Source organism: Alteromonas hispanica, from assembly GCF_010500915.1.
GTDB lineage: Bacteria > Pseudomonadota > Gammaproteobacteria > Enterobacterales > Alteromonadaceae > Alteromonas > Alteromonas hispanica.
In genome coordinates this window covers 347,555-365,929 of the sequence record NZ_JAAAWP010000002.1, presented here as the reverse complement: position 1 = coordinate 365,929, position 18,375 = coordinate 347,555, and the positions used below count along the sequence as shown (strand labels likewise).

General features: G+C 43.4%; 15 protein-coding genes. 7 read left to right on the top strand and 8 right to left on the bottom strand.

Annotated elements, in window-relative coordinates:
- Positions 1 to 282: 282 nt before the first annotated feature.
- On the bottom strand, positions 283 to 633 hold the full coding sequence (locus GTW09_RS04545; protein WP_071979557.1) for a Grx4 family monothiol glutaredoxin: 351 nt from the start codon (positions 631 to 633) through the stop codon (positions 283 to 285).
- Between the two features lie 416 nt (positions 634 to 1,049).
- Between GTW09_RS04545 and sodB the strand changes: the two genes are divergently transcribed.
- The 4 genes from sodB (at position 1,050) to GTW09_RS04525 (ending at position 6,655) form a co-directional block, all read left to right on the top strand.
- Entirely contained in the window at positions 1,050 to 1,631 is a 582-nt protein-coding gene (gene sodB / locus GTW09_RS04540) for a superoxide dismutase [Fe] (RefSeq protein WP_071979558.1), read from the top strand.
- A 214-nt stretch (positions 1,632 to 1,845) separates the two neighbouring features.
- Positions 1,846 to 3,768: a PrkA family serine protein kinase gene (locus tag GTW09_RS04535; RefSeq protein WP_071979563.1), complete on the top strand. Its 1,923-nt coding sequence runs from the start codon at positions 1,846 to 1,848 to the stop codon at positions 3,766 to 3,768.
- Positions 3,769 to 3,846: 78 nt separating this feature from the next.
- Positions 3,847 to 5,124 (top strand): YeaH/YhbH family protein, encoded by a 1,278-nt coding sequence (locus GTW09_RS04530; protein WP_163110431.1) that lies wholly within the window; start codon positions 3,847 to 3,849, stop codon positions 5,122 to 5,124.
- 10 nt (positions 5,125 to 5,134) lie between these two features.
- Positions 5,135 to 6,655 carry a SpoVR family protein gene (locus GTW09_RS04525; RefSeq protein ID WP_163110429.1) on the top strand — a complete coding sequence of 507 codons (1,521 nt, stop codon included), beginning with the start codon at positions 5,135 to 5,137 and terminating at the stop codon, positions 6,653 to 6,655.
- 34 nt (positions 6,656 to 6,689) lie between these two features.
- On the opposite strand, the gene GTW09_RS04520 is transcribed toward GTW09_RS04525, so the two are convergent.
- From GTW09_RS04520 to prmB, 3 genes are all read right to left on the bottom strand, one after another.
- Positions 6,690 to 7,898, bottom strand: a complete 1,209-nt coding sequence (locus tag GTW09_RS04520; protein WP_203565620.1) for an MFS transporter — start codon at positions 7,896 to 7,898, stop codon at positions 6,690 to 6,692.
- 239 nt (positions 7,899 to 8,137) lie between these two features.
- Positions 8,138 to 9,235 (bottom strand): chorismate synthase, encoded by a 1,098-nt coding sequence (gene aroC / locus GTW09_RS04515; protein WP_163110427.1) that lies wholly within the window; start codon positions 9,233 to 9,235, stop codon positions 8,138 to 8,140.
- Between the two features lie 9 nt (positions 9,236 to 9,244).
- Positions 9,245 to 10,180 carry a 50S ribosomal protein L3 N(5)-glutamine methyltransferase gene (gene prmB / locus GTW09_RS04510; protein ID WP_163110698.1) on the bottom strand — a complete coding sequence of 312 codons (936 nt, stop codon included), beginning with the start codon at positions 10,178 to 10,180 and terminating at the stop codon, positions 9,245 to 9,247.
- A gap of 110 nt (positions 10,181 to 10,290) precedes the next feature.
- Between prmB and smrB the strand changes: the two genes are divergently transcribed.
- Positions 10,291 to 10,890: an endonuclease SmrB gene (gene smrB, locus GTW09_RS04505; protein WP_163110425.1), complete on the top strand. Its 600-nt coding sequence runs from the start codon at positions 10,291 to 10,293 to the stop codon at positions 10,888 to 10,890.
- Positions 10,891 to 11,009: 119 nt separating this feature from the next.
- Here the strand turns inward: smrB and GTW09_RS17675 are convergent, their stop codons facing one another.
- The 4 genes from GTW09_RS17675 to GTW09_RS04490 all read right to left on the bottom strand — a co-directional run bounded on the left by GTW09_RS17675 (position 11,010) and on the right by GTW09_RS04490 (position 16,702).
- Entirely contained in the window at positions 11,010 to 11,132 is a 123-nt protein-coding gene (locus GTW09_RS17675; protein WP_269529771.1) for a hypothetical protein, read from the bottom strand.
- A gap of 299 nt (positions 11,133 to 11,431) precedes the next feature.
- Positions 11,432 to 12,070, bottom strand: a complete 639-nt coding sequence (locus GTW09_RS04500) for a transglycosylase SLT domain-containing protein (protein WP_071979567.1) — start codon at positions 12,068 to 12,070, stop codon at positions 11,432 to 11,434.
- 67 nt (positions 12,071 to 12,137) lie between these two features.
- On the bottom strand, positions 12,138 to 13,736 hold the full coding sequence (gene gshA / locus GTW09_RS04495) for a glutamate--cysteine ligase (RefSeq protein ID WP_163110696.1): 1,599 nt from the start codon (positions 13,734 to 13,736) through the stop codon (positions 12,138 to 12,140).
- 74 nt (positions 13,737 to 13,810) lie between these two features.
- Positions 13,811 to 16,702 (bottom strand): M16 family metallopeptidase, encoded by a 2,892-nt coding sequence (locus GTW09_RS04490; protein ID WP_163110423.1) that lies wholly within the window; start codon positions 16,700 to 16,702, stop codon positions 13,811 to 13,813.
- A gap of 306 nt (positions 16,703 to 17,008) precedes the next feature.
- Between GTW09_RS04490 and GTW09_RS04485 the strand changes: the two genes are divergently transcribed.
- Positions 17,009 to 17,590 (top strand): Hpt domain-containing protein, encoded by a 582-nt coding sequence (locus GTW09_RS04485; protein ID WP_163110421.1) that lies wholly within the window; start codon positions 17,009 to 17,011, stop codon positions 17,588 to 17,590.
- The gene (locus tag GTW09_RS04480; protein ID WP_163110419.1) at positions 17,590 to 18,375 is read left to right on the top strand and encodes a pseudouridine synthase; all 786 of its coding nucleotides are present in this window, start codon (positions 17,590 to 17,592) and stop codon (positions 18,373 to 18,375) included. The genes GTW09_RS04485 and GTW09_RS04480 overlap by 1 nt, the downstream gene beginning before the upstream one ends.

Here is an 18,375-nt window from a genome sequence, read left to right as displayed (position 1 = left end):
GTTGACGCTTTATGCGTTCTAAACCAATTCAAAAATGATTGTATTTTTACCTTCAACACTGACGATTAATTCGTCAGCACGGCACGATTTATAGAGCGTAACGCACTAAAAAACAAACCATTTTCGACAAAATAAAAATATATTTTCACACCGTAGAGGATTTTGTTTTCTGACTTGTCTATATAATTTTAGCGGGGGTAAAGGTGAAAGTTTTCTTGCCGTTCCTAATAAAAAAAGCCGACTGAAAGCCGGCTTCTTAATATAGTAAACTGATTTACGGTTTTACTCTTCAGTTTTATGTTTTTCAGCAGTTTCTTTGATAAGTGGCTGTAGCTCGTTTTGCTGGAACATTTCTATAATAATGTCACAACCACCCACAAGTTCACCGTCAACCCACAGTTGCGGGAACGTAGGCCAATTGGCATATTTTGGCAACTCTGCACGAATGTCTGGGTTCTGAAGGATATCAACATAAGCAAATGCCTCACCGCACGACATTAGCGCTTGCGATGCTTGTGAAGAAAAACCACAGCTTGGTAGTTTTGGTGAGCCCTTCATATAAAGAAGAATTGGATTTTCTTCTATTTGTTGCTTTATTCGTTCAATCGTCGATTGGCTTTCAGTGTTATCCATTAGATCCTCTCAGCGGAATAGTTAATATTCAAGAAGTGGGAATGCTCATCACATTTATCAAGGGGAGGATAACATAATTTATTTTCTCGTTATCCTTCTTAATGTTTACTTCAAGCAATTAGCGCTTTGGCCCGCACTAGCGAAATGAAGTACTGCCAATAGAGGCGTTTTCTACGTTGTAAAGTGATCTGTTCACTCAGTCATGCGCTATCTAAAGGTATTAATTAACATTAACGTTTTTACCGTGGCAAAAAATTCATAATTTTGTCATTGAGTTATAAGACTTTATCCCCACTTCTACGTTATGCTTTACTACGTAATGTTATTAGTGAGCTAAATTAGCACGTTGCCTCCTTTCCACAGGCGTTAGGGGGGGGGAATAACGTTATAAATACAAACTAATCATGGAGACCGACATGGCTTTTGAATTACCAGCATTACCATACGAACAAAATGCACTTGAACCGCATATTTCTGCCGAAACTCTTGAGTACCACTACGGTAAGCACCACGCGACCTATGTAACAAAGCTTAATGGCCTTGTTGAAGGTACGGACATGGAAAGCAAAAGCCTTGAAGAGATCATTAAGGCGTCTGAAGGCGGTGTGTTCAACAACGCGGCACAAGTGTGGAACCACACTTTTTACTGGAACTGCCTAAGCCCAAATGGTGGCGGTGAGCCGACAGGCGCAGTAGCAGATGCAATTAATGCGAAGTGGGGGTCATTTGCAGACTTCCAAGCAGCATTTAACGACAAGGCAGTAAACAACTTTGGTTCAAGCTGGACATGGCTCGTTAAAACAGCAGACGGCAGCTTAGACATTGTTAACACCAGCAATGCGGAAACGCCAATCTCTGGTGATTCATTAACACCTATCCTGACTGTTGACCTTTGGGAACACGCTTATTACATCGATTACCGCAATGCACGTCCTAAATACCTAGAAAACTTCTGGGCACTAGTTAACTGGGAATTTGCAAACAGCAACCTAGCGTAAGCAATGTAAAAATAAAAAAAGATTGTTGTAGTCGTCGACGACGGATTACGAAGTCTTAAGAATTGAAGCCTCGCACCTGCGGGGCTTTTTTATTGGGCCGTGTTTAACGTTACACCCTATACGGTATTACTAAAAAGTTAAGTAACAAAACCTCACGTTTTCCCGAATACCTACTACCATGAAAGTAAGGGGTTTAGATTTCTGAGGGGTATTTATGGGTATCTTTGAACATTATCAAAGCCGCTTTGAAGAGCGTAAGCAGGAAGAGTTTACCATTGGTGAATTTCTTGAAATTTGTAAGCAAGAGCCACTTGCCTATGCCAACGCGGCAGAACGATTACTTACGGCTATCGGCGAGCCCGAAAAAGTTGATACGGCTAACGACCCTGCACTTAGCCGCATTTTCTCCAACCGCATTATTTCTCGTTACCCAGCTTTCTCTGAGTTTTATGGCATGGAAGACGCTATCGAGCAAATCGTGTCTTATCTAAAGCACGCTGCTCAAGGACTTGAAGAGCGCAAACAAATCTTATATCTGTTGGGCCCAGTGGGAGGCGGAAAATCATCACTTGCGGAGCGTCTTAAAGAGCTCATGCAAAACGTTCCCATATACAGGCTTAAAGGTTCCCCAGTAAACGATCACCCGCTGTGTTTGTTTGATGAAAAAGAAGACGGCGAAATTTTAAACCGTGAATACGGTATTCCAAAGCGATATCTCAAAACGATTATGTCGCCTTGGGCCAGAAAGCGCCTGCATGAATTTAATGGCGATATTACTCAATTTAAAGTGGTACGGGTTTATCCGTCTATTCTCGACCAAACAGGTATCGCTAAAACCGAGCCCGGAGATGAAAATAATCAAGACATATCCGCTCTCGTGGGGAAAGTAGATATACGTCGTTTAGAGCAATATGCGCAGAACGATCCCGATGCTTATAGCTATTCTGGGTCTTTATGCAAAGCCAATCAGGGGCTGATGGAATTTGTTGAGATGTTTAAAGCACCTATTAAGGTACTGCATCCTTTACTTACCGCAACACAAGAAGGTAATTACAACCCTACTGAAGGTTTTTCGGCTTTACCCTTTGATGGCCTCATTTTGGCTCACTCTAATGAGTCTGAGTGGCAGTCGTTCCGCAACAACAAAAATAACGAAGCCTTTTTAGACCGGGTATATATTGTGAAAGTGCCCTACTGCTTGAGGGTAAGTGAAGAAATTAAAATTTATCGAAAATTAATTGATACTAGCGAATTACATGGAGCACCCTGTGCTCCAGATACCTTAGAATGTTTGGCACAATTTATTGTGTTATCTCGCTTAAAAGAACCAGAAAACTCCAGCTTGTTTTCTAAAATGCGCGTTTACGACGGCGAAAGCCTAAAAGATACAGATCCCAAAGCTAAATCTTACCAAGAGTACCGAGATTATGCTGGCGTAGATGAGGGTATGGAAGGGCTCTCCACCCGCTTTGCTTTTAAGATCTTATCACGGGTATTTAATTTCGATAGCCAAGAGGTTGCTGCCAATCCAGTACACCTGTTTTACGTGCTAGAAAAGCAAATAGAACGCGAGCAATTTAATCAAGAACTTGCCGATAGATACCTCGAATTCATCAAAGGTTATCTCACACCGAGATACGTAGAGTTTATTGGAAAGGAAATACAAACTGCTTATTTAGAAAGTTATTCAGAATACGGCCAAAACTTATTTGACCGCTATGTGACTTATGCTGACTTTTGGATCCAAGACCAAGAGTATCGCGATCCTGAAACCGGACAACTGTTCGACCGCGCCGCACTGAATGCTGAGCTTGAGAAAACTGAAAAACCGGCGGGAATAAGTAATCCCAAAGACTTTCGTAATGAAATCGTTAACTTTGTTCTTCGTGCCAGAGCGAATAACAGCGGAAATAATCCTTCTTGGACAAGCTATGAAAAGTTGCGCACTGTTATTGAAAAGAAAATGTTCTCAAATACAGAAGATCTGCTGCCCGTTATTTCATTCAACACCAAGGGCTCTGCAGAGGAACAGAAAAAACACGATGACTTTGTTAATCGCATGACCGAGAAAGGCTATACACAGAAGCAGGTTCGATTACTTTGCGAATGGTATCTAAGGGTGAGAAAAGCGTCGTAACGACACACTCTTTTTGCGCGATTAAACTCCGTGGTATGAGAAACCTGCACACATGCCACATTATGTAAGTAGGTGTCTATGGCACATTTTATTGACCGAAGGCTAAACAGCAAAGGCAAAAGCACTATAAATCGACAGCGCTTTATAAAACGCTATAAGCAGCAAATAAAGCGAGCGGTTTCAGACGCCGTCGGCAAGCGCTCGGTAACCGATGTTGAATCCGGTGAACAAATTAGCATTCCCAAAAGAGATATCTCTGAACCTATTTTTCATACGGGGAAAGGCGGCAAACGACACATCGTTCATCCTGGCAACGATCAGTTTACTGCGGGCGACAAAATTGAGCGTCCTTTGGGTGGTGAGGGTCAAGGAAGCGGAGCCGGCGAAGCCAGTAATGAAGGTGAAGGCCAAGACGAATTTGTATTTTCAATTTCAAAAGACGAGTACTTAAACATATTGTTTGAAGATCTTGAATTGCCAAATCTTCAAAAAAATCAATTCGCTCAAGTTACTCAATACGAAACCTACCGCGCTGGCTATCAAACCGATGGCATGCCCACCAACTTAGATATTGTTCGCTCTTTAAAAGGTTCCGTTGCTCGGCGAATAGCGTTAACAGCAGCTGATAAGCGAAAGCTGGGAGAGCTAGAGGAAGAGCTTAGACGCCTACGTGAGGACAAACACGAAAACACCTTACATATTCTGGCAATTGAAAAAGATATTGCCGCTTTAAAAGCAAAAATAGCCAAAGTTCCTTTTATTGATACCTTTGATTTACGCTTTAAAAATTACGATACCCGCCCGCTCCCCAGCAGTAAAGCAGTGATGTTCTGCCTTATGGATGTATCAGGTTCAATGGATCAAGAAACCAAAGAAACCGCCAAGCGATTTTATATCTTGTTGTACCTGTTTCTCAGTCGTACCTACGAAAATGTTGAAGTGGTCTATATTCGACATCACACGCAGGCTAAAGAAGTCGACGAAAACGAGTTTTTTTACTCTCAGGAAACCGGTGGAACCATAGTTTCTAGCGCTTTAAAACTAATGAAAGACATTATCAACGAACGATATAGTGACGGTGCGTGGAATATTTATGGGGCGCAAGCCTCAGATGGCGATAACTGGGCGGACGATTCGCCGAAATGCGGAGACTTACTCACCAATCACTTGCTGCCAGCCTGTCGTTATTACACTTACATTGAAATAACGCAAAGACCTCATCAAAGCTTGTGGAAAATATTTGACGCGGTGAGCACTGCTCACAGCAACTTTATCTGCAAACATATTGAGTCTCAAGCAGATATTTATCCTGCGTTTAGAGAATTATTTAAACGCGCAGATGCCTCTGCACGCTAAGGAGTCTATCATGCCAATTCAGGCAGCTTCATCGCCTCATAAGCTCGACGACGGGCCAGACTGGAACTTTGACCTACTGCTACAATATGAGCAGGAGATAGATAGGATCGCCAGAGGCTTTAAATTAGATACCTACCCCAACCAAATTGAAGTAATAACCGCCGAACAAATGATGGATGCTTATGCCAGTATAGGCATGCCGCTGAACTATACCCACTGGTCGTTTGGCAAAAAATTTATTCAAACAGAGCAGCAATATAAACGTGGTCAGATGGGGCTTGCCTACGAAATAGTCATAAACTCTAGCCCCTGTATTGCTTATTTGATGGAAGAAAATACCGTCACTATGCAGGCGTTGGTTATGGCTCATGCTTGCTATGGCCATAATTCTTTTTCTAAAGGCAATTACCTTTTCAAAACATGGACAGATGCCAGTTCTATTATCGATTATTTGGTTTTCGCCAAAAACTACATTGCCAACTGCGAGCAAAAATACGGCATAAACGAAGTTGAGAATATTCTAGACTCGTGCCACGCGCTAATGAACTTTGGCGTAGACAGGTATAAGCGGCCTCAGAAGATATCATTACAAGAAGAAAAGACTCGTCAACAGGAACGCGAAGCGTATCTGCAGTCTCAAGTCAATGAACTGTGGAGAACGCTGCCAGAGGGGGCTCAAAAAAAACAGGCTCAACCTGCCCGTTTTCCCGAAGAACCGCAGGAAAACTTGCTCTACTTTATTGAAAAAAACGCCCCTTTACTTGAGCCGTGGCAGCGAGAAATTGTGAGGATAGTGCGTAAAGTGTCACAGTATTTTTATCCCCAAAAACAAACTCAAGTTATGAACGAGGGATGGGCGTGTTTTTGGCACTATCACATACTCAATCAAATGTATGACGAAAAACTAGTGAGCGACAGGTTTATGATGGAGTTTTTACATAGCCATTCTAGTGTGGTTATGCAGCCTGAATATAATAGCCCCTACTATTCCGGTATAAACCCTTACGCGCTCGGCTTTTCTATGTTTATGGATATAAAGCGTGTTTGTCAGTCGCCCACTGAAGAGGACTATTATTACCTTCCCAGTATTGCGGGGAAAGATTGGTTAGAGACTGTGCATTTTGCTATGCAAAATTTTAAGGACGAAAGCTTTATCAGTCAGTTTTTGTCACCCAAAATAATCAGAGACTTTAAATTATTTGCGTTAGAGGATGACACGTCAAAATCGTTTATTAGTGTAAGCGCAATTCATGACGAAAAGGGCTATCACACCATAAAAGAAGCCCTATCAGCTCAGTATAATTTAAGTAATCTAGAGCCTAATATTCAGGTCTACAACGTTGATATATGCGGCGATAGGTCGCTGACGCTGAGATACATCCCTCAAAATGATATTCCACTTGCCAACTCAAGACAGGAAGTCATGAGACATTTGCATCGTTTGTGGAAATTCGACGTCCGTTTAGAGCAAGAGCATCCAGATGGTAAAACCGAAGTTATAGCGCAATGTCCCCACCCAGAATCGCCCTAGTTTGGCCGCGCTGCCTTAGTTTGGCCGCGCAGCCTTAGTTTGACTGCGGGGTTCTGGAAGCCTCGCCATCCATTACCTTTTTTGAGCACAAAAACAGTGATAGTGCACCTACACCAGCAAATACAGCTGCAGTTATAAAAGCTTCATATGCATTGGCCCCCTGAGACCACTGCTGTCCCGCGAGATAATTACCCGAAGCGCCGCCTAAGCCAAACGCAATACTGATATACACAGCTTGCCCGCGGCTATGAAACGCGGCAGGTAAATATTGATGAATAAAGTGTACCGACACCGCATGAGTTAAACCAAAACTTAAAGCGTGAATAATTTGGCTTATTACAATAACGGATATGAATTCAGCAAAGTCTGCTAGCAAGTACCAGCGAAGTGCAGTCAGCACGATACTGGCAAATAATAAATTCCACACGCCAAAACGACTGATGAGGTGTCGTGCAACAAGAAAAATGCCCACCTCGGCCAATACGCCAAGCGCAATGAATACCCCAGTTTGTTGACCCGAGTATCCAAGGTCTCGCATATACAGTGCAAAAAAGCCATAAAACGCGCCAAAGCTAATTTGGAGGCAGGCTGATGCAAAGATAAAAACAGCAAACGGCTTTTGTTTTACGAAGGTCCATATACTGCCTGTTGAACTCTCTGTTTTAGCTTTTTTAGAAGGTACAGTGATGAACAAGGTGCTGATAAATAGCAGAGACAGCACGGCAACACTGACATAAACTGGCGTTTCAGTTGAGAAAATATCTAGCGCCTTACCAGCACTAACAGTTAAACAAATAAAACCGACACTGCCCCATAACCTTATCTGTCCGTAAGTTGTGGAACTTGTAGACACCGCGTTCATGGTGATCACCTCCAGCTGGGGTAACACCGCGGTCCAAAACATCATCATTAGGCCGAACGCTAAAGTAAGCCCCCAGAAACTGGAAAAGTAAAATACCGAACTAAACGTAAGCACAGTCAAAAAGCACCCAAGTCTCATTACACCAATCGCATTTCCTGTTTTATCGGCAACACCAGCCCAAAGCCCTGGACCTAGAATGCGAGCAAGCGTAATCACCGCAAATAGCTCTCCGATATCTTGCGATGAAAAGCCTCTTCCGTCTAAGAAAATCCCCAGATAAGGGACAAGAACGCCAAGTTGACCAAAATAAAGCCAGTAAGTAAGGGCAAGAATAATGAGCGACTTTTTGCTAGTGCCAGAAGATTGAGGGCTAAGTGTCAACGAACGTCTCCATGAGCTATTGCTCTTTGTGTAGTAACTCTTTAGATAAAAACTCTTTAGTAAAAGCGCTTTGAATATCACTTTCTGTGAAATAAATCGCTTTCAACAGACATTTTCCTCAATGAAATTGCGTAAGCGCGTAAAGAGCTTGAGTAAAAAGAACGAGTCAAAGTGTGTACATAAAACAGCGCCACTAACATATTGTTAGTGGCGCTAATTATAACGAGAAACTGAGTCGCTTATCGCGAGCCTGCAATGGGAGCAGTAGTTGATACCACGCCCATGTTCTGAGCTCTATGACGCAGTAGGTGGTCCATTAAAACAAGTGCCATCATTGCCTCAGCAATAGGTACTGCACGAATTCCCACGCAGGGGTCGTGTCGACCTTTAGTCACAATATCAATTTCTTCGTTTTGCTTGTTAATCGTTGTACCCGGCACAGATATACTGGATGTTGGTTTTAACGCCATGTGAACTTCAACGTCTTGACCAGTGGAAATACCCCCAAGTACGCCACCCGCGTGATTAGAGGCAAACCCTTCAGGCGTTAACGTATCACGATGTTCACTGCCTTTTTGATTAACGACTTCAAACCCATCGCCAATCTCCACGCCTTTTACTGCATTAATTCCCATCATGGCATGGGCAATTTCCGCATCTAACCTGTCGAAAACAGGCTCACCAAGCCCAACAGGTACATTTTTAGCAACAACAGATACCTTTGCACCTATGCTGTCGCCAGACTTTTTTAAGTCGCGCATATATTCATCAAGAGCGTCTAACTTACTCGCGTCTGGGCAGAAAAACGGATTGGTATTGGTAATGGCGTGGTCGACATTTTCAACCGCAATAGGGCCTAGCTGAGATAAATAACCCAGTACTTCTATTCCATGCACCTCTTTAAGGTACTTTTTGGCAATCCCCCCCGCCGCTACGCGTATTGCTGTCTCGCGGGCAGAAGAGCGACCACCACCGCGATAATCACGACTGCCGTACTTTTGATCGTAGGTATAGTCGGCATGACCGGGACGAAAGCGATCGGCAATATTACCGTAGTCTTGGCTGCGTTGATCTTTATTTTTAATCAACAGACCTATGCTGGTACCTGTTGTCTTACCTTCAAACACACCAGAAAGAATTTGTACCTCGTCATCTTCTCTGCGTGCTGTGGTGTAGCGAGAGGTTCCCGGCTTTCTTCTGTCTAAATCTATTTGCAAATCTTCTTCAGTAATTTCCAGTCCTGGAGGGCAACCGTCAACCACACCACCAATAGCAATACCGTGGCTTTCTCCAAAAGTGGTTACCGTGAAAAGTTTTCCGAAGCTATTACCTGACATAATTAACTATTAATCCTTACTACTAAAATATTGAACCAGCGTGTCTTTATTCACGGCAAAAATACCTTGCCCGCCATTTTCAAACTCAATCCAAATGACTTCTAAACCAGGAAACCTGTTGTTCATATGCACTTCGCTATTACCCACCTCGATGAACAGCCAGCCGCCATCGTTAAGATAGCTCGTTGCTTGGCGCAGCATTGTATCGACTAAATCGAGTCCATCTTCGCCAGCAGCCAGTGCCAATTCAGGTTCGTGATGATACTCATCTGGTAAGTCAGCCATATCCTGTGCATCCACATAGGGCGGATTTGAAATGATGAGGTCGTACTTTTGCCCTTCAAGGTTTGTGAATAGATCTGACTGAATAGGATAAACACGGTGACTTAAGCCATGTTCTTGTATATTGATGTCGGCGACTTCTAATGCATCAGTACTAATATCGACTGCATCTACCTGTGCTTCAGGATAAGCGTGTGCCAAAGCAATAGCGATACAAGCTCCGCCAGTACACATATCAAGAATAGACGCTGGCTCGTTTTCCACAAAAGGAGAAAACTGGTTTTGAATAAGCTCAGCAAAAGGAGAACGAGGAATTAATACGCGCTCATCAACGTAAAAAGGCATACCGCAAAACCATGCTTCGTTGGTAATGTAGGGCAAAGGCATACGTGTTTGAACACGCTTCAGTACCAACTCAGCTATTTTCTCGCGCTCGCTTTTAGTTAAACGAGAGGACAATATACTTTCGCCCACAGAAGCTAAAATGGGATGCGGAAGGTGCAGAGCCTGAAGAACAAGGCTTACGGCCTCATCCCACGCATTATCAGTACCGTGACCGAAATAGAGCTCAGCGTCATTAAAACGGCTTGTCGCCCATCGAGTCATATCTAGCAAAGTGTGCAGATCGTCAATGGCTTCTTCTAGGTAAAACTTATCGGTCATAGCGTTTGGGTACATCAATATTTTGAAAGCTGGTATCATACCCAAACTTAATGCTAATTCACATAATTAACTGCGTGCGCAGAAGCCCTGTAATGCGGGTAAGATTCGAGATGAGAGTATTTAAAAAAGAATTAAAGGCATTCAAAAAGCAGCAAAATGTAAACAAACCTGCCGAAGACGAGGAAACTTTTTCCTTTGCTGATGCTATGCAGGGCGTTAAGCCTTTGTCACAAGACAAAGTAGAGCCTGACAGGCAAGTAGAGCTGTTTAAAAAGAAACAGCAGTCGTCGATTAAAAATATCAAGCACAGCAAACAGCTTGCCGCGTCGTTTAATTTCTCAGATATGTATCAAGCGAGTCTGCCTCAAGAAGGCCCGATGCGTTATTGTCGCAACGATGTTCCCACGCACGTTTTAAAGCAATTAAGACGGGGAGACTTTTCACCCGAGATTCACCTTGACCTTCATGGCCTAACCCGTGAGATGGCGAAGGAAGAAATTGGCGCTCTTATTTATGCTGCGAGAAAAGATCTCATCGATTGCGCCTGCATTATGCATGGGTTTGGTCAAGGCGTGCTGAAAGCCGCGCTTCCCCACTACTTGGTCCAACACCCCCACGTTAAAGCGTTTCATCAAGCACCGCTGGAATACGGTGGCAAAGCCGCGCTTTTAGTGTTACTCGAAGTGCCTTCAATAAGTGACAAACAGTAATTACGCTTTTCAACGCCAATGCTGATATATCAATACTATTCCTGCGGCTTGATGTCTTAATTAGCCCTGCATAGCGCTGCTGATGCATCTAACGCATCTGCAAGAGGTGCTTTTCGCGCTTACTTGCCCGCCGCACTGTTGTGCATGAACAAATAGGTGTAATACACCATCATGGCTACAATAATACCTATGCCTAAAAGTGAGCCCCAAACTACCGGATCTTTAATCATTGTCCACAACATAATTGTTCTCTCCAAAGTGGTGAATAAATCTGCTATGGATAAAGTGTATGGGAGTGCGGCCCTCGTCGTTATGATCTAGATCAAAGGCCATATTTCGCAGGCGTACTTCACAGGGTTGGTTTGATCTATATCAAAAATACCAACACGCGGAGGGGAGATTAGAAATTATTTCAACAATCGGTATTGCAAATCATTATCATTTGCAATAGATTATATATGCCTGTTCGACGTTGGGTAAAAAACGGTCTTGGCTTGGCGTCGCTGAGGGATAGACACTCGTCTATCCCTCGTTTTTTTGCTTAACTGAATAACTTCATCAACCAACCTTTTTGAAGCTCTTCTTCGCAGGTTTTTAGTTGGGTCGCGTAACGTAATGAGCGAGCTTTAACTTTTGACGCAACTTTTTTAAGCCAGGGTTTTCTGTCATAGCTGCGGCGTTTATATCCTCCCCACCCTTCGTGATAATTCAGATATTGGGCGTATGCGTCCCATTTTGATACGCCATTTACTTTTTGTGATTTATAAATAAACCAGCCCATAAAGTCGATAGCGTCCTCAAAGTCGTCTCTGTCGGCACCGCCGTTGTCTGTTTCTCTGATGTAATCTTGCCAGGTAGGGGTTTTTGCTTGTGAGTACCCATACGCACTGCTCACTCTTCCCCATGGCACTAAACCAAAAAACACATAGTCTCTTGGCGGCAATGCATCATGTCTAAATGAGCTTTCTTGATACATCATGGCCATGGGCACGTGAATAGGAACTCCCCATTTATCTCTCGCATCGGCAGCAGCATCATACCAGTCCTCTTTCTCGAAGAAGATTTCACACAAGTTACTGCTATTTTTCGGAGGCGTTGTGGCACACCCCGCGATCAATAGTGGAAAAAGAACGATGAGAGTTGATAAAAAAACAACCCATTTTTTGAACTTTTGGTTCATAGCGTGTCTTAATTAATGTTCTAGTAAAATGTGTGTTTCCCTGGAACCTTTTAATGCCTGACCTATGTCAGGCATTTTTTTTTGCCGGGGGCTCTGCAAAATAGTCTTTTATAAAAGTATCAAAGTCTTTTGTGTCGGCGGCTTCAATCTCTCTTTGCGCTTCGTACGAGCGCTCTCCTTGTTCAACAAAATCTTCACTTTGCGTGTAAGTATAATCGAAGGTCTTCATCTCCTTGTTATACTTAGCCGCCAATTCAAGCCCAAATATACTGTTATCTTTATTTTCAGATAAAAGAGTTTGCAGTATTTTTGCCGACGGCGTTAACTCAGGGTTTTGCGTTTTTGCGTATTCCTGCGCTACTGCCTCTCTGTATTGCTTCGTATCATTTGCTTCATCAAGTATGTTCGCAGCCTGCTCAAAATACGTAAATAGCTTTTTGCTCCACTCAGGCAAGGTTACATCGACACCGTTGTTAGACAACATCAGTTCCGGTTTGCGGCCTTCAAGCACCACACGATCCATATTTTCTTTTGCCTCGTTTAACTGCTGCTCGTCAAACTCTTCACTTGGAATAAGTAAACAAGCCAGTAAAAATACATCAAGAAAATTAAACTGTGTGTCACTGATACCTACAGAAGAAAACGGGTTGACGTCGAGTGCTCTTACCTCGATATAACTAATTCCCCGTCTCACTAGCGCGTCAGTGGGTTTTTCCATCGACTCTGTGGGCTGCTTGGGTCGAATTGGAGAATACAGCTCATTCTCAATTTGAATAATATTGTGGCTCAGCTGTTGGTAATTGCCGCCTTCGCCAGAAGCGAAACGCTCAAATCGAGTGGAAGGTGTACTCATGGCATCGCGTAGAAGACGAACATAATTGTCTAGCTCGTTATAACAAATCTTAAGCGACGACTGCTCAGCACTGGTATAGCCTAAATCGCTCATACGCAACGATGTTGCATATGGCATGTAAAGGGTCCCTTTTCCTACTTTCTTAAACGGCAAGCTGTACTCTTTACCTTTTAAAAATGAGCTACACAGTGCCGGAGATGCACCGTATAAGTAGGGAATCAACCAGCATAGACGACGGTAATTGCGTATAAGCCCAAAGTATTCCGCAGAAGTTTGCTCTTGCGAATGGGTTGTGCCATTTTGCTTTGCCCACAGCGCCCAAAAACTATCTGGAAATGAAAAGTTAAAATGCACGCCGGCAATAGCCTGCATCATGCTACCATAGCGATTTTTTAGCCCTATTCGGTAAACTCGCTTCATTTTGCCCACGTTCGACTCGCCGAAATAAGCAATGGGAATTTCCGTCTCGTCATCAATAAAACAGGGCATACTGAGCGGCCAAATTTGCTCGTCGTTTATGTTGTCAGCAACAAAGCGATGAATATCTTTGAGTTGCGCAACGGTTTTTGCTGAGCTTGCCTCGGGCGGAGTAATAAACTCCAACAGTGACTCGGAAAAGTCTGTGGTAATCGACTCATGGGACAGAGCTGAACCTAACGGCTTTGGATGTGGGGTTTGGGCTAATGTGCCATTTGGATTGATTCGAAGCGCTTCTCGTTCTACACCGCGTTTTATTTCTCTTAGTGAGGCTAAAAATTCGGGCGATTTAAGCGCCTTCACGCGCGCGTCGAAACAGGTAGTATCTGCAGTCAAAATGGTTTTCCGTGATGTCAATATTGCTCCCGTAAATGGGGAGCAATAGTGTAATTTCAAGATACGTTAACGCTTCAGTTTAACGCTGTTCGCTTATTATCATCTACCGTTAATTCAAAGACCGGCAGTTTTAATGAGTTCAGCTGCGGCAATATTTCTTCCTTATCGCCCACTACAATAATTTGCATTTTATCAGCATTCAAATATTGTTTTGCCAACTTGTCTATCGTGTCTTTATCAATGGTATTGATAATGGCAAGCTGCTCTTTGCGATATCCTTTCTCTAACTCGTAGCTTAGCAACTGCCTTAAGAAGCGAGCTTTACTCGCTGGAGTCTCAAATGCTAGCGCGTCACTAAGAGTAAACGCGCTGCGCATGAATTCAATTTCCGATTCGGTAATACCGCTTTCTCTGTACGCCTGTATTTCAGAAAAAATTGCCTCAATGCCTTCTGCGGTATTTTCAGCGGTGAGGTCGGAACTCGCTTCAAACCAACCTAACGTTTTGCCGCCGACAAAACCACTGCTTGCGCCGTAAGTAATACCTTTCTCTTCCCGTAAGTTGAGATTAATCCGACTATTAAAAGCACCGCCTAGAGGAAAGTTCATTAACCTTGTTTTAAAATAATCTCCAGTGGCATCAAAAGGCAAGCCTCTATCGACTATAAATACAACTGATTGAACGGCTCCTGGGCTATCTACTAAATAAAGGTTTCTTTTATCGTAAGAAGGAAACGCATTGTAATCGGTAAACTCATAATCCTGCCCTTTCCACTGGGCTATAAAACCTAATGCGTCCACAATTTTATCTTCAGATAGATTCCCTACCACTACCATACTTGCCTTCGCGGGCGAGTAATAACGTTTATAAAATGCTTTCACGTCACTTAACGTAATATTTTCCACCGTCGCCATCGTTCCCTCATCGGGTAAACTCACGCGGTTTTCTTCTCCGAACAAAATTAAGTCTCGGGCTCTACGCGCAAGGCTAGATGGCGTTTTTGCCTGCTGTTGAAGCCCTTGCAGCACGCGCTCTTTCATTCTGACGAAGTCTTCTTCACGAAACGCAGGTTTAAATAACTTTTCCTCTAACAACAATAATGTAGGCGTAAGATTTTTAGTCAGCGTAGAAACGTAAACTTGTGTAGAGCGACCAGAGGCACTAATGCGTATTGAGCTTCCCAATTTTGCCAGTTCGTTGGCTAAATCTTCATTGGAATAATTCTCTGTCGATTCATTCATTAGCAATGCAGTAAGATAAGCTGTTCCTGCTTTGCCTTTAGGGTCTAGCAACATACCGCCATCTATTCCTAAAGTAAGGGTGACGGTGGGTGTTTCATTGCTGGTAACACCAAGCACTTTTATGCCATTGCTTAACTCACGCTCCCAATAATCTGGTACTTTTACAATAGGCGCCGGTCCTGCATCTGGCATAACGCTTCTATCAAAGTTGTCATACGCAACACGCTTACTTACACCATTCTCAATATCTGAAGCTTGTGAAGGCACATTTTCAGTCATTGAGGCCTGTGCGTCAGATTGAGGTAGCGTACGAACCGGACGTTCAAAGTTTGGTTCTGCGGCAGCGAGCTGTGGGCTACCCTCCGGAACCACACTTAAAATTACGCTGTTCGCATTTTTGATGTAGGTATTGTAAACACGCATAATATCGCTGGCAGTCACCCCGTTATAGCGCGCGATATCTTCCGCGATGAGGTCAGGTGTATTATGAAAGGTTTCATTAGCGGCGAGTGCCGACACTTTTCCAGACACACTTTGAAGGCCAAACACAGTGGTTGACTCCAACTGTCCCTTGGTACGTGCAAGATCGTCCACAGTTACACCGCGGTTTTCAAATTCTTTAAGCGTATCATTAAGCGCCTTCTGAAGCGTACCTAGAGAAGTTATCTTTGATGGATTGGCAAGTGCGAGAAGCTGAAATTCGCAGGCCAACTCACGACATGGGTGTGATACTGCCGCTTGAACCGCAATCCCCTGCTTCACTAAATTTTTATAAAACAACGACGTTTTACCACCGCCAAGAATATTTGCCAGCACGTCTAATGGCGCTTCGTCGGGATGGCGAACATGCACAGTTGGGAAAGTAATCTGAAGCAATGGCAAATGCACATTGTCTTCTAGAGTAAGATACCGAGTTTCATTAAGGGTTACAGGTTGAGGCTGAGGATCTGACACTTCAGGGCCTTTGGGAATACTCCCAAAATATTTTTTGATCAGCGCTTTGGTTTGCTCGATGTCGATATCGCCACCAATGGTAAGCACGGCGTTATTCGGCCCATACCAGCGTTTAAAGAAGGCTTTGAGATCTTCAACGTCCACGCGGTCTAAATCTTCAACATAACCAATAGTTGACCAAGAATAAGGGTGCCCCTCAGGATAGAGAGCTTCACCATTTAATTCGTTGCGCAATCCATAAGGCTGATTATCAACTCGTTGAGAACGTTCGTTTTTTACCGTTTCCCGCTGATTCTCAAATTTTTCTTGGTCAACGGCCTCGAGTAAAAACCCCATACGATCAGACTCTAACCACAAAACCTTTTCTAATTGATTAGCTGGTACTGTTTCAAAATAGTTGGTTCTATCTGTATTTGTCGTCCCGTTTAAATTACCACCGACTTCTGTAATTACCTTAAAGTGCTGTTCATCAGCAACGTGCTGAGAGCCCTGAAACATCATATGCTCAAAAAAATGCGCAAAGCCGGATTTTCCAATCTCTTCTCTCGCGGATCCAACGTGATAGGTAACATCAACATGAACCAATGGATCTGAATGATCTTCGTGAAGAATAACGGTTAACCCGTTATCTAAGGTATATTTTTCATAAGGTATCGATATTGAGGCAGCGTTCGTTTCTTGGCTCTGTTCTACCTGAGCACGCTGACAAGCGCTAATAGATAAAACGATAAGCACCATACCAATGGTGCGAAAGGAGAATTTTCCCGGCATGTTTATTCCTTTTTATAACAACTTCTTGCAAGCCGGTTGGGTAGCGGCATTTTCTTATTGTTCATCAACACGAGGACGATGCAGTGTTAGCGCTTGAGATTACCAGAATTTTGAGCGCTTTACTTGTTCAGACTTTGCTATGGTTCTATTAATTTGTGTATTCTTGAAATACACTACTCACCATATTTTGCACTATCATCTCTATTAACGCAGAGCAGTGCCATGTTGTTTCGCTCAATGGTAGTAAAGCAATGACCAACGACGTTACTCAAACGTCGCCTAAACGTGTTGTAAAAGGATACCTGCATGGATAAGTCAACGACATTAGTCGATATTGAATTTGGACTGTCGCAGTTAAGCGGAAACAAAAAGCTCTTATTCACTTTGCTCGGAAAATTCACCGATGAATATCGAACGTTGGATACAGATTTACAGGGACTTGTAGAAAGTCAGCAATATGATGATGCCTATTCGTTAATTCATACTCTAAAGGGCGTGACTGGAAACCTAGGCCTGTTTGCTTTGCACAACGCAAGCAAGCCAGTGGAAAGCGCAATTAGAAACGACAAAGAACTTCCCAATGACTATTCAAGTTTTGTGGTTTTACTGAACGAAACGGTTAGCAACATTGATACGCTTACCGCTGAATCTACTTCTGATAACAGCGCCAATGCGAAAGCAAGCAACGCTCCGGTAAATAGCGCCGCTGCAGAACGCGCAAGAAAACAGTTAACCTCTGCACTTAAAGCAAGTGAATTCATTTCACAATCTACGTTAGAAGAGTGGTTGTCGGCTATGGGTATTGAAAACGAAAAGCGCGAAGCAATTATTGATGCCGTTGACGAACTAGATTACGAAGAAGCGCTGTCAGAACTCGACGCGAAATAGTGCAATCTATCCCTATCCTCTATCGTGACAAGGGTGTTGTTATTGTCAACAAGCCTGTCGACCTAGCTATGCATGATGAAGCAGCTATGCACGATGAAACAGCCAGAAATAAAGCGCCTGATAGCGTTTTGTCTAATAGCGAAGGTATTGTAACGCGATTAAAAGAGCAGCTTAATGTGCCGCATCTACACTTGTGTCATCGCTTAGATACTGGGACTTCAGGCTGTTTATGTCTAGCTGAAAACGAATCAGTGGCCGCTGAGATAGGCAGGTTATTTGAAACTCGCCAAGTTAGTAAGTACTACCTTGCGCTCAGTGATAAGAAACCAAAGAAAAAACAAGGCGCTATTATCGGCGATATGAAAAACCGTCGCGGCGGGCAGCACATTTTGTTGAAGACTACGGTAAACCCAGCGCTTACTCAGTTTTTCAGCTATTCTGCCAAGCCTGGAGTGAGAGGGTTTATATTAAAGCCACACTCCGGCAAAACTCACCAAATCAGAGTAGCGCTAAAAAGCATAGGCGCGCCCATTTTAGGAGACGTTCTTTATGGCGGCAGCAATGCCGACAGGCTGTATTTACATGCTTTTAAATTAACGCTCCCACTAAAAAGCGGCGTGATATCCGCCACAGCACCTCTTTTAGAGGGGGATATATTTAACGAAGCACAGGTTAAAGACTGGATATCGTCGGTCGCTACACCTGAAGTCCTCTTATGGCCGGCTTTACCTTCTCGCTTTCAACAAGAATGCGATGAGCGCGGCATGAACATTCAAGGCGGTTAA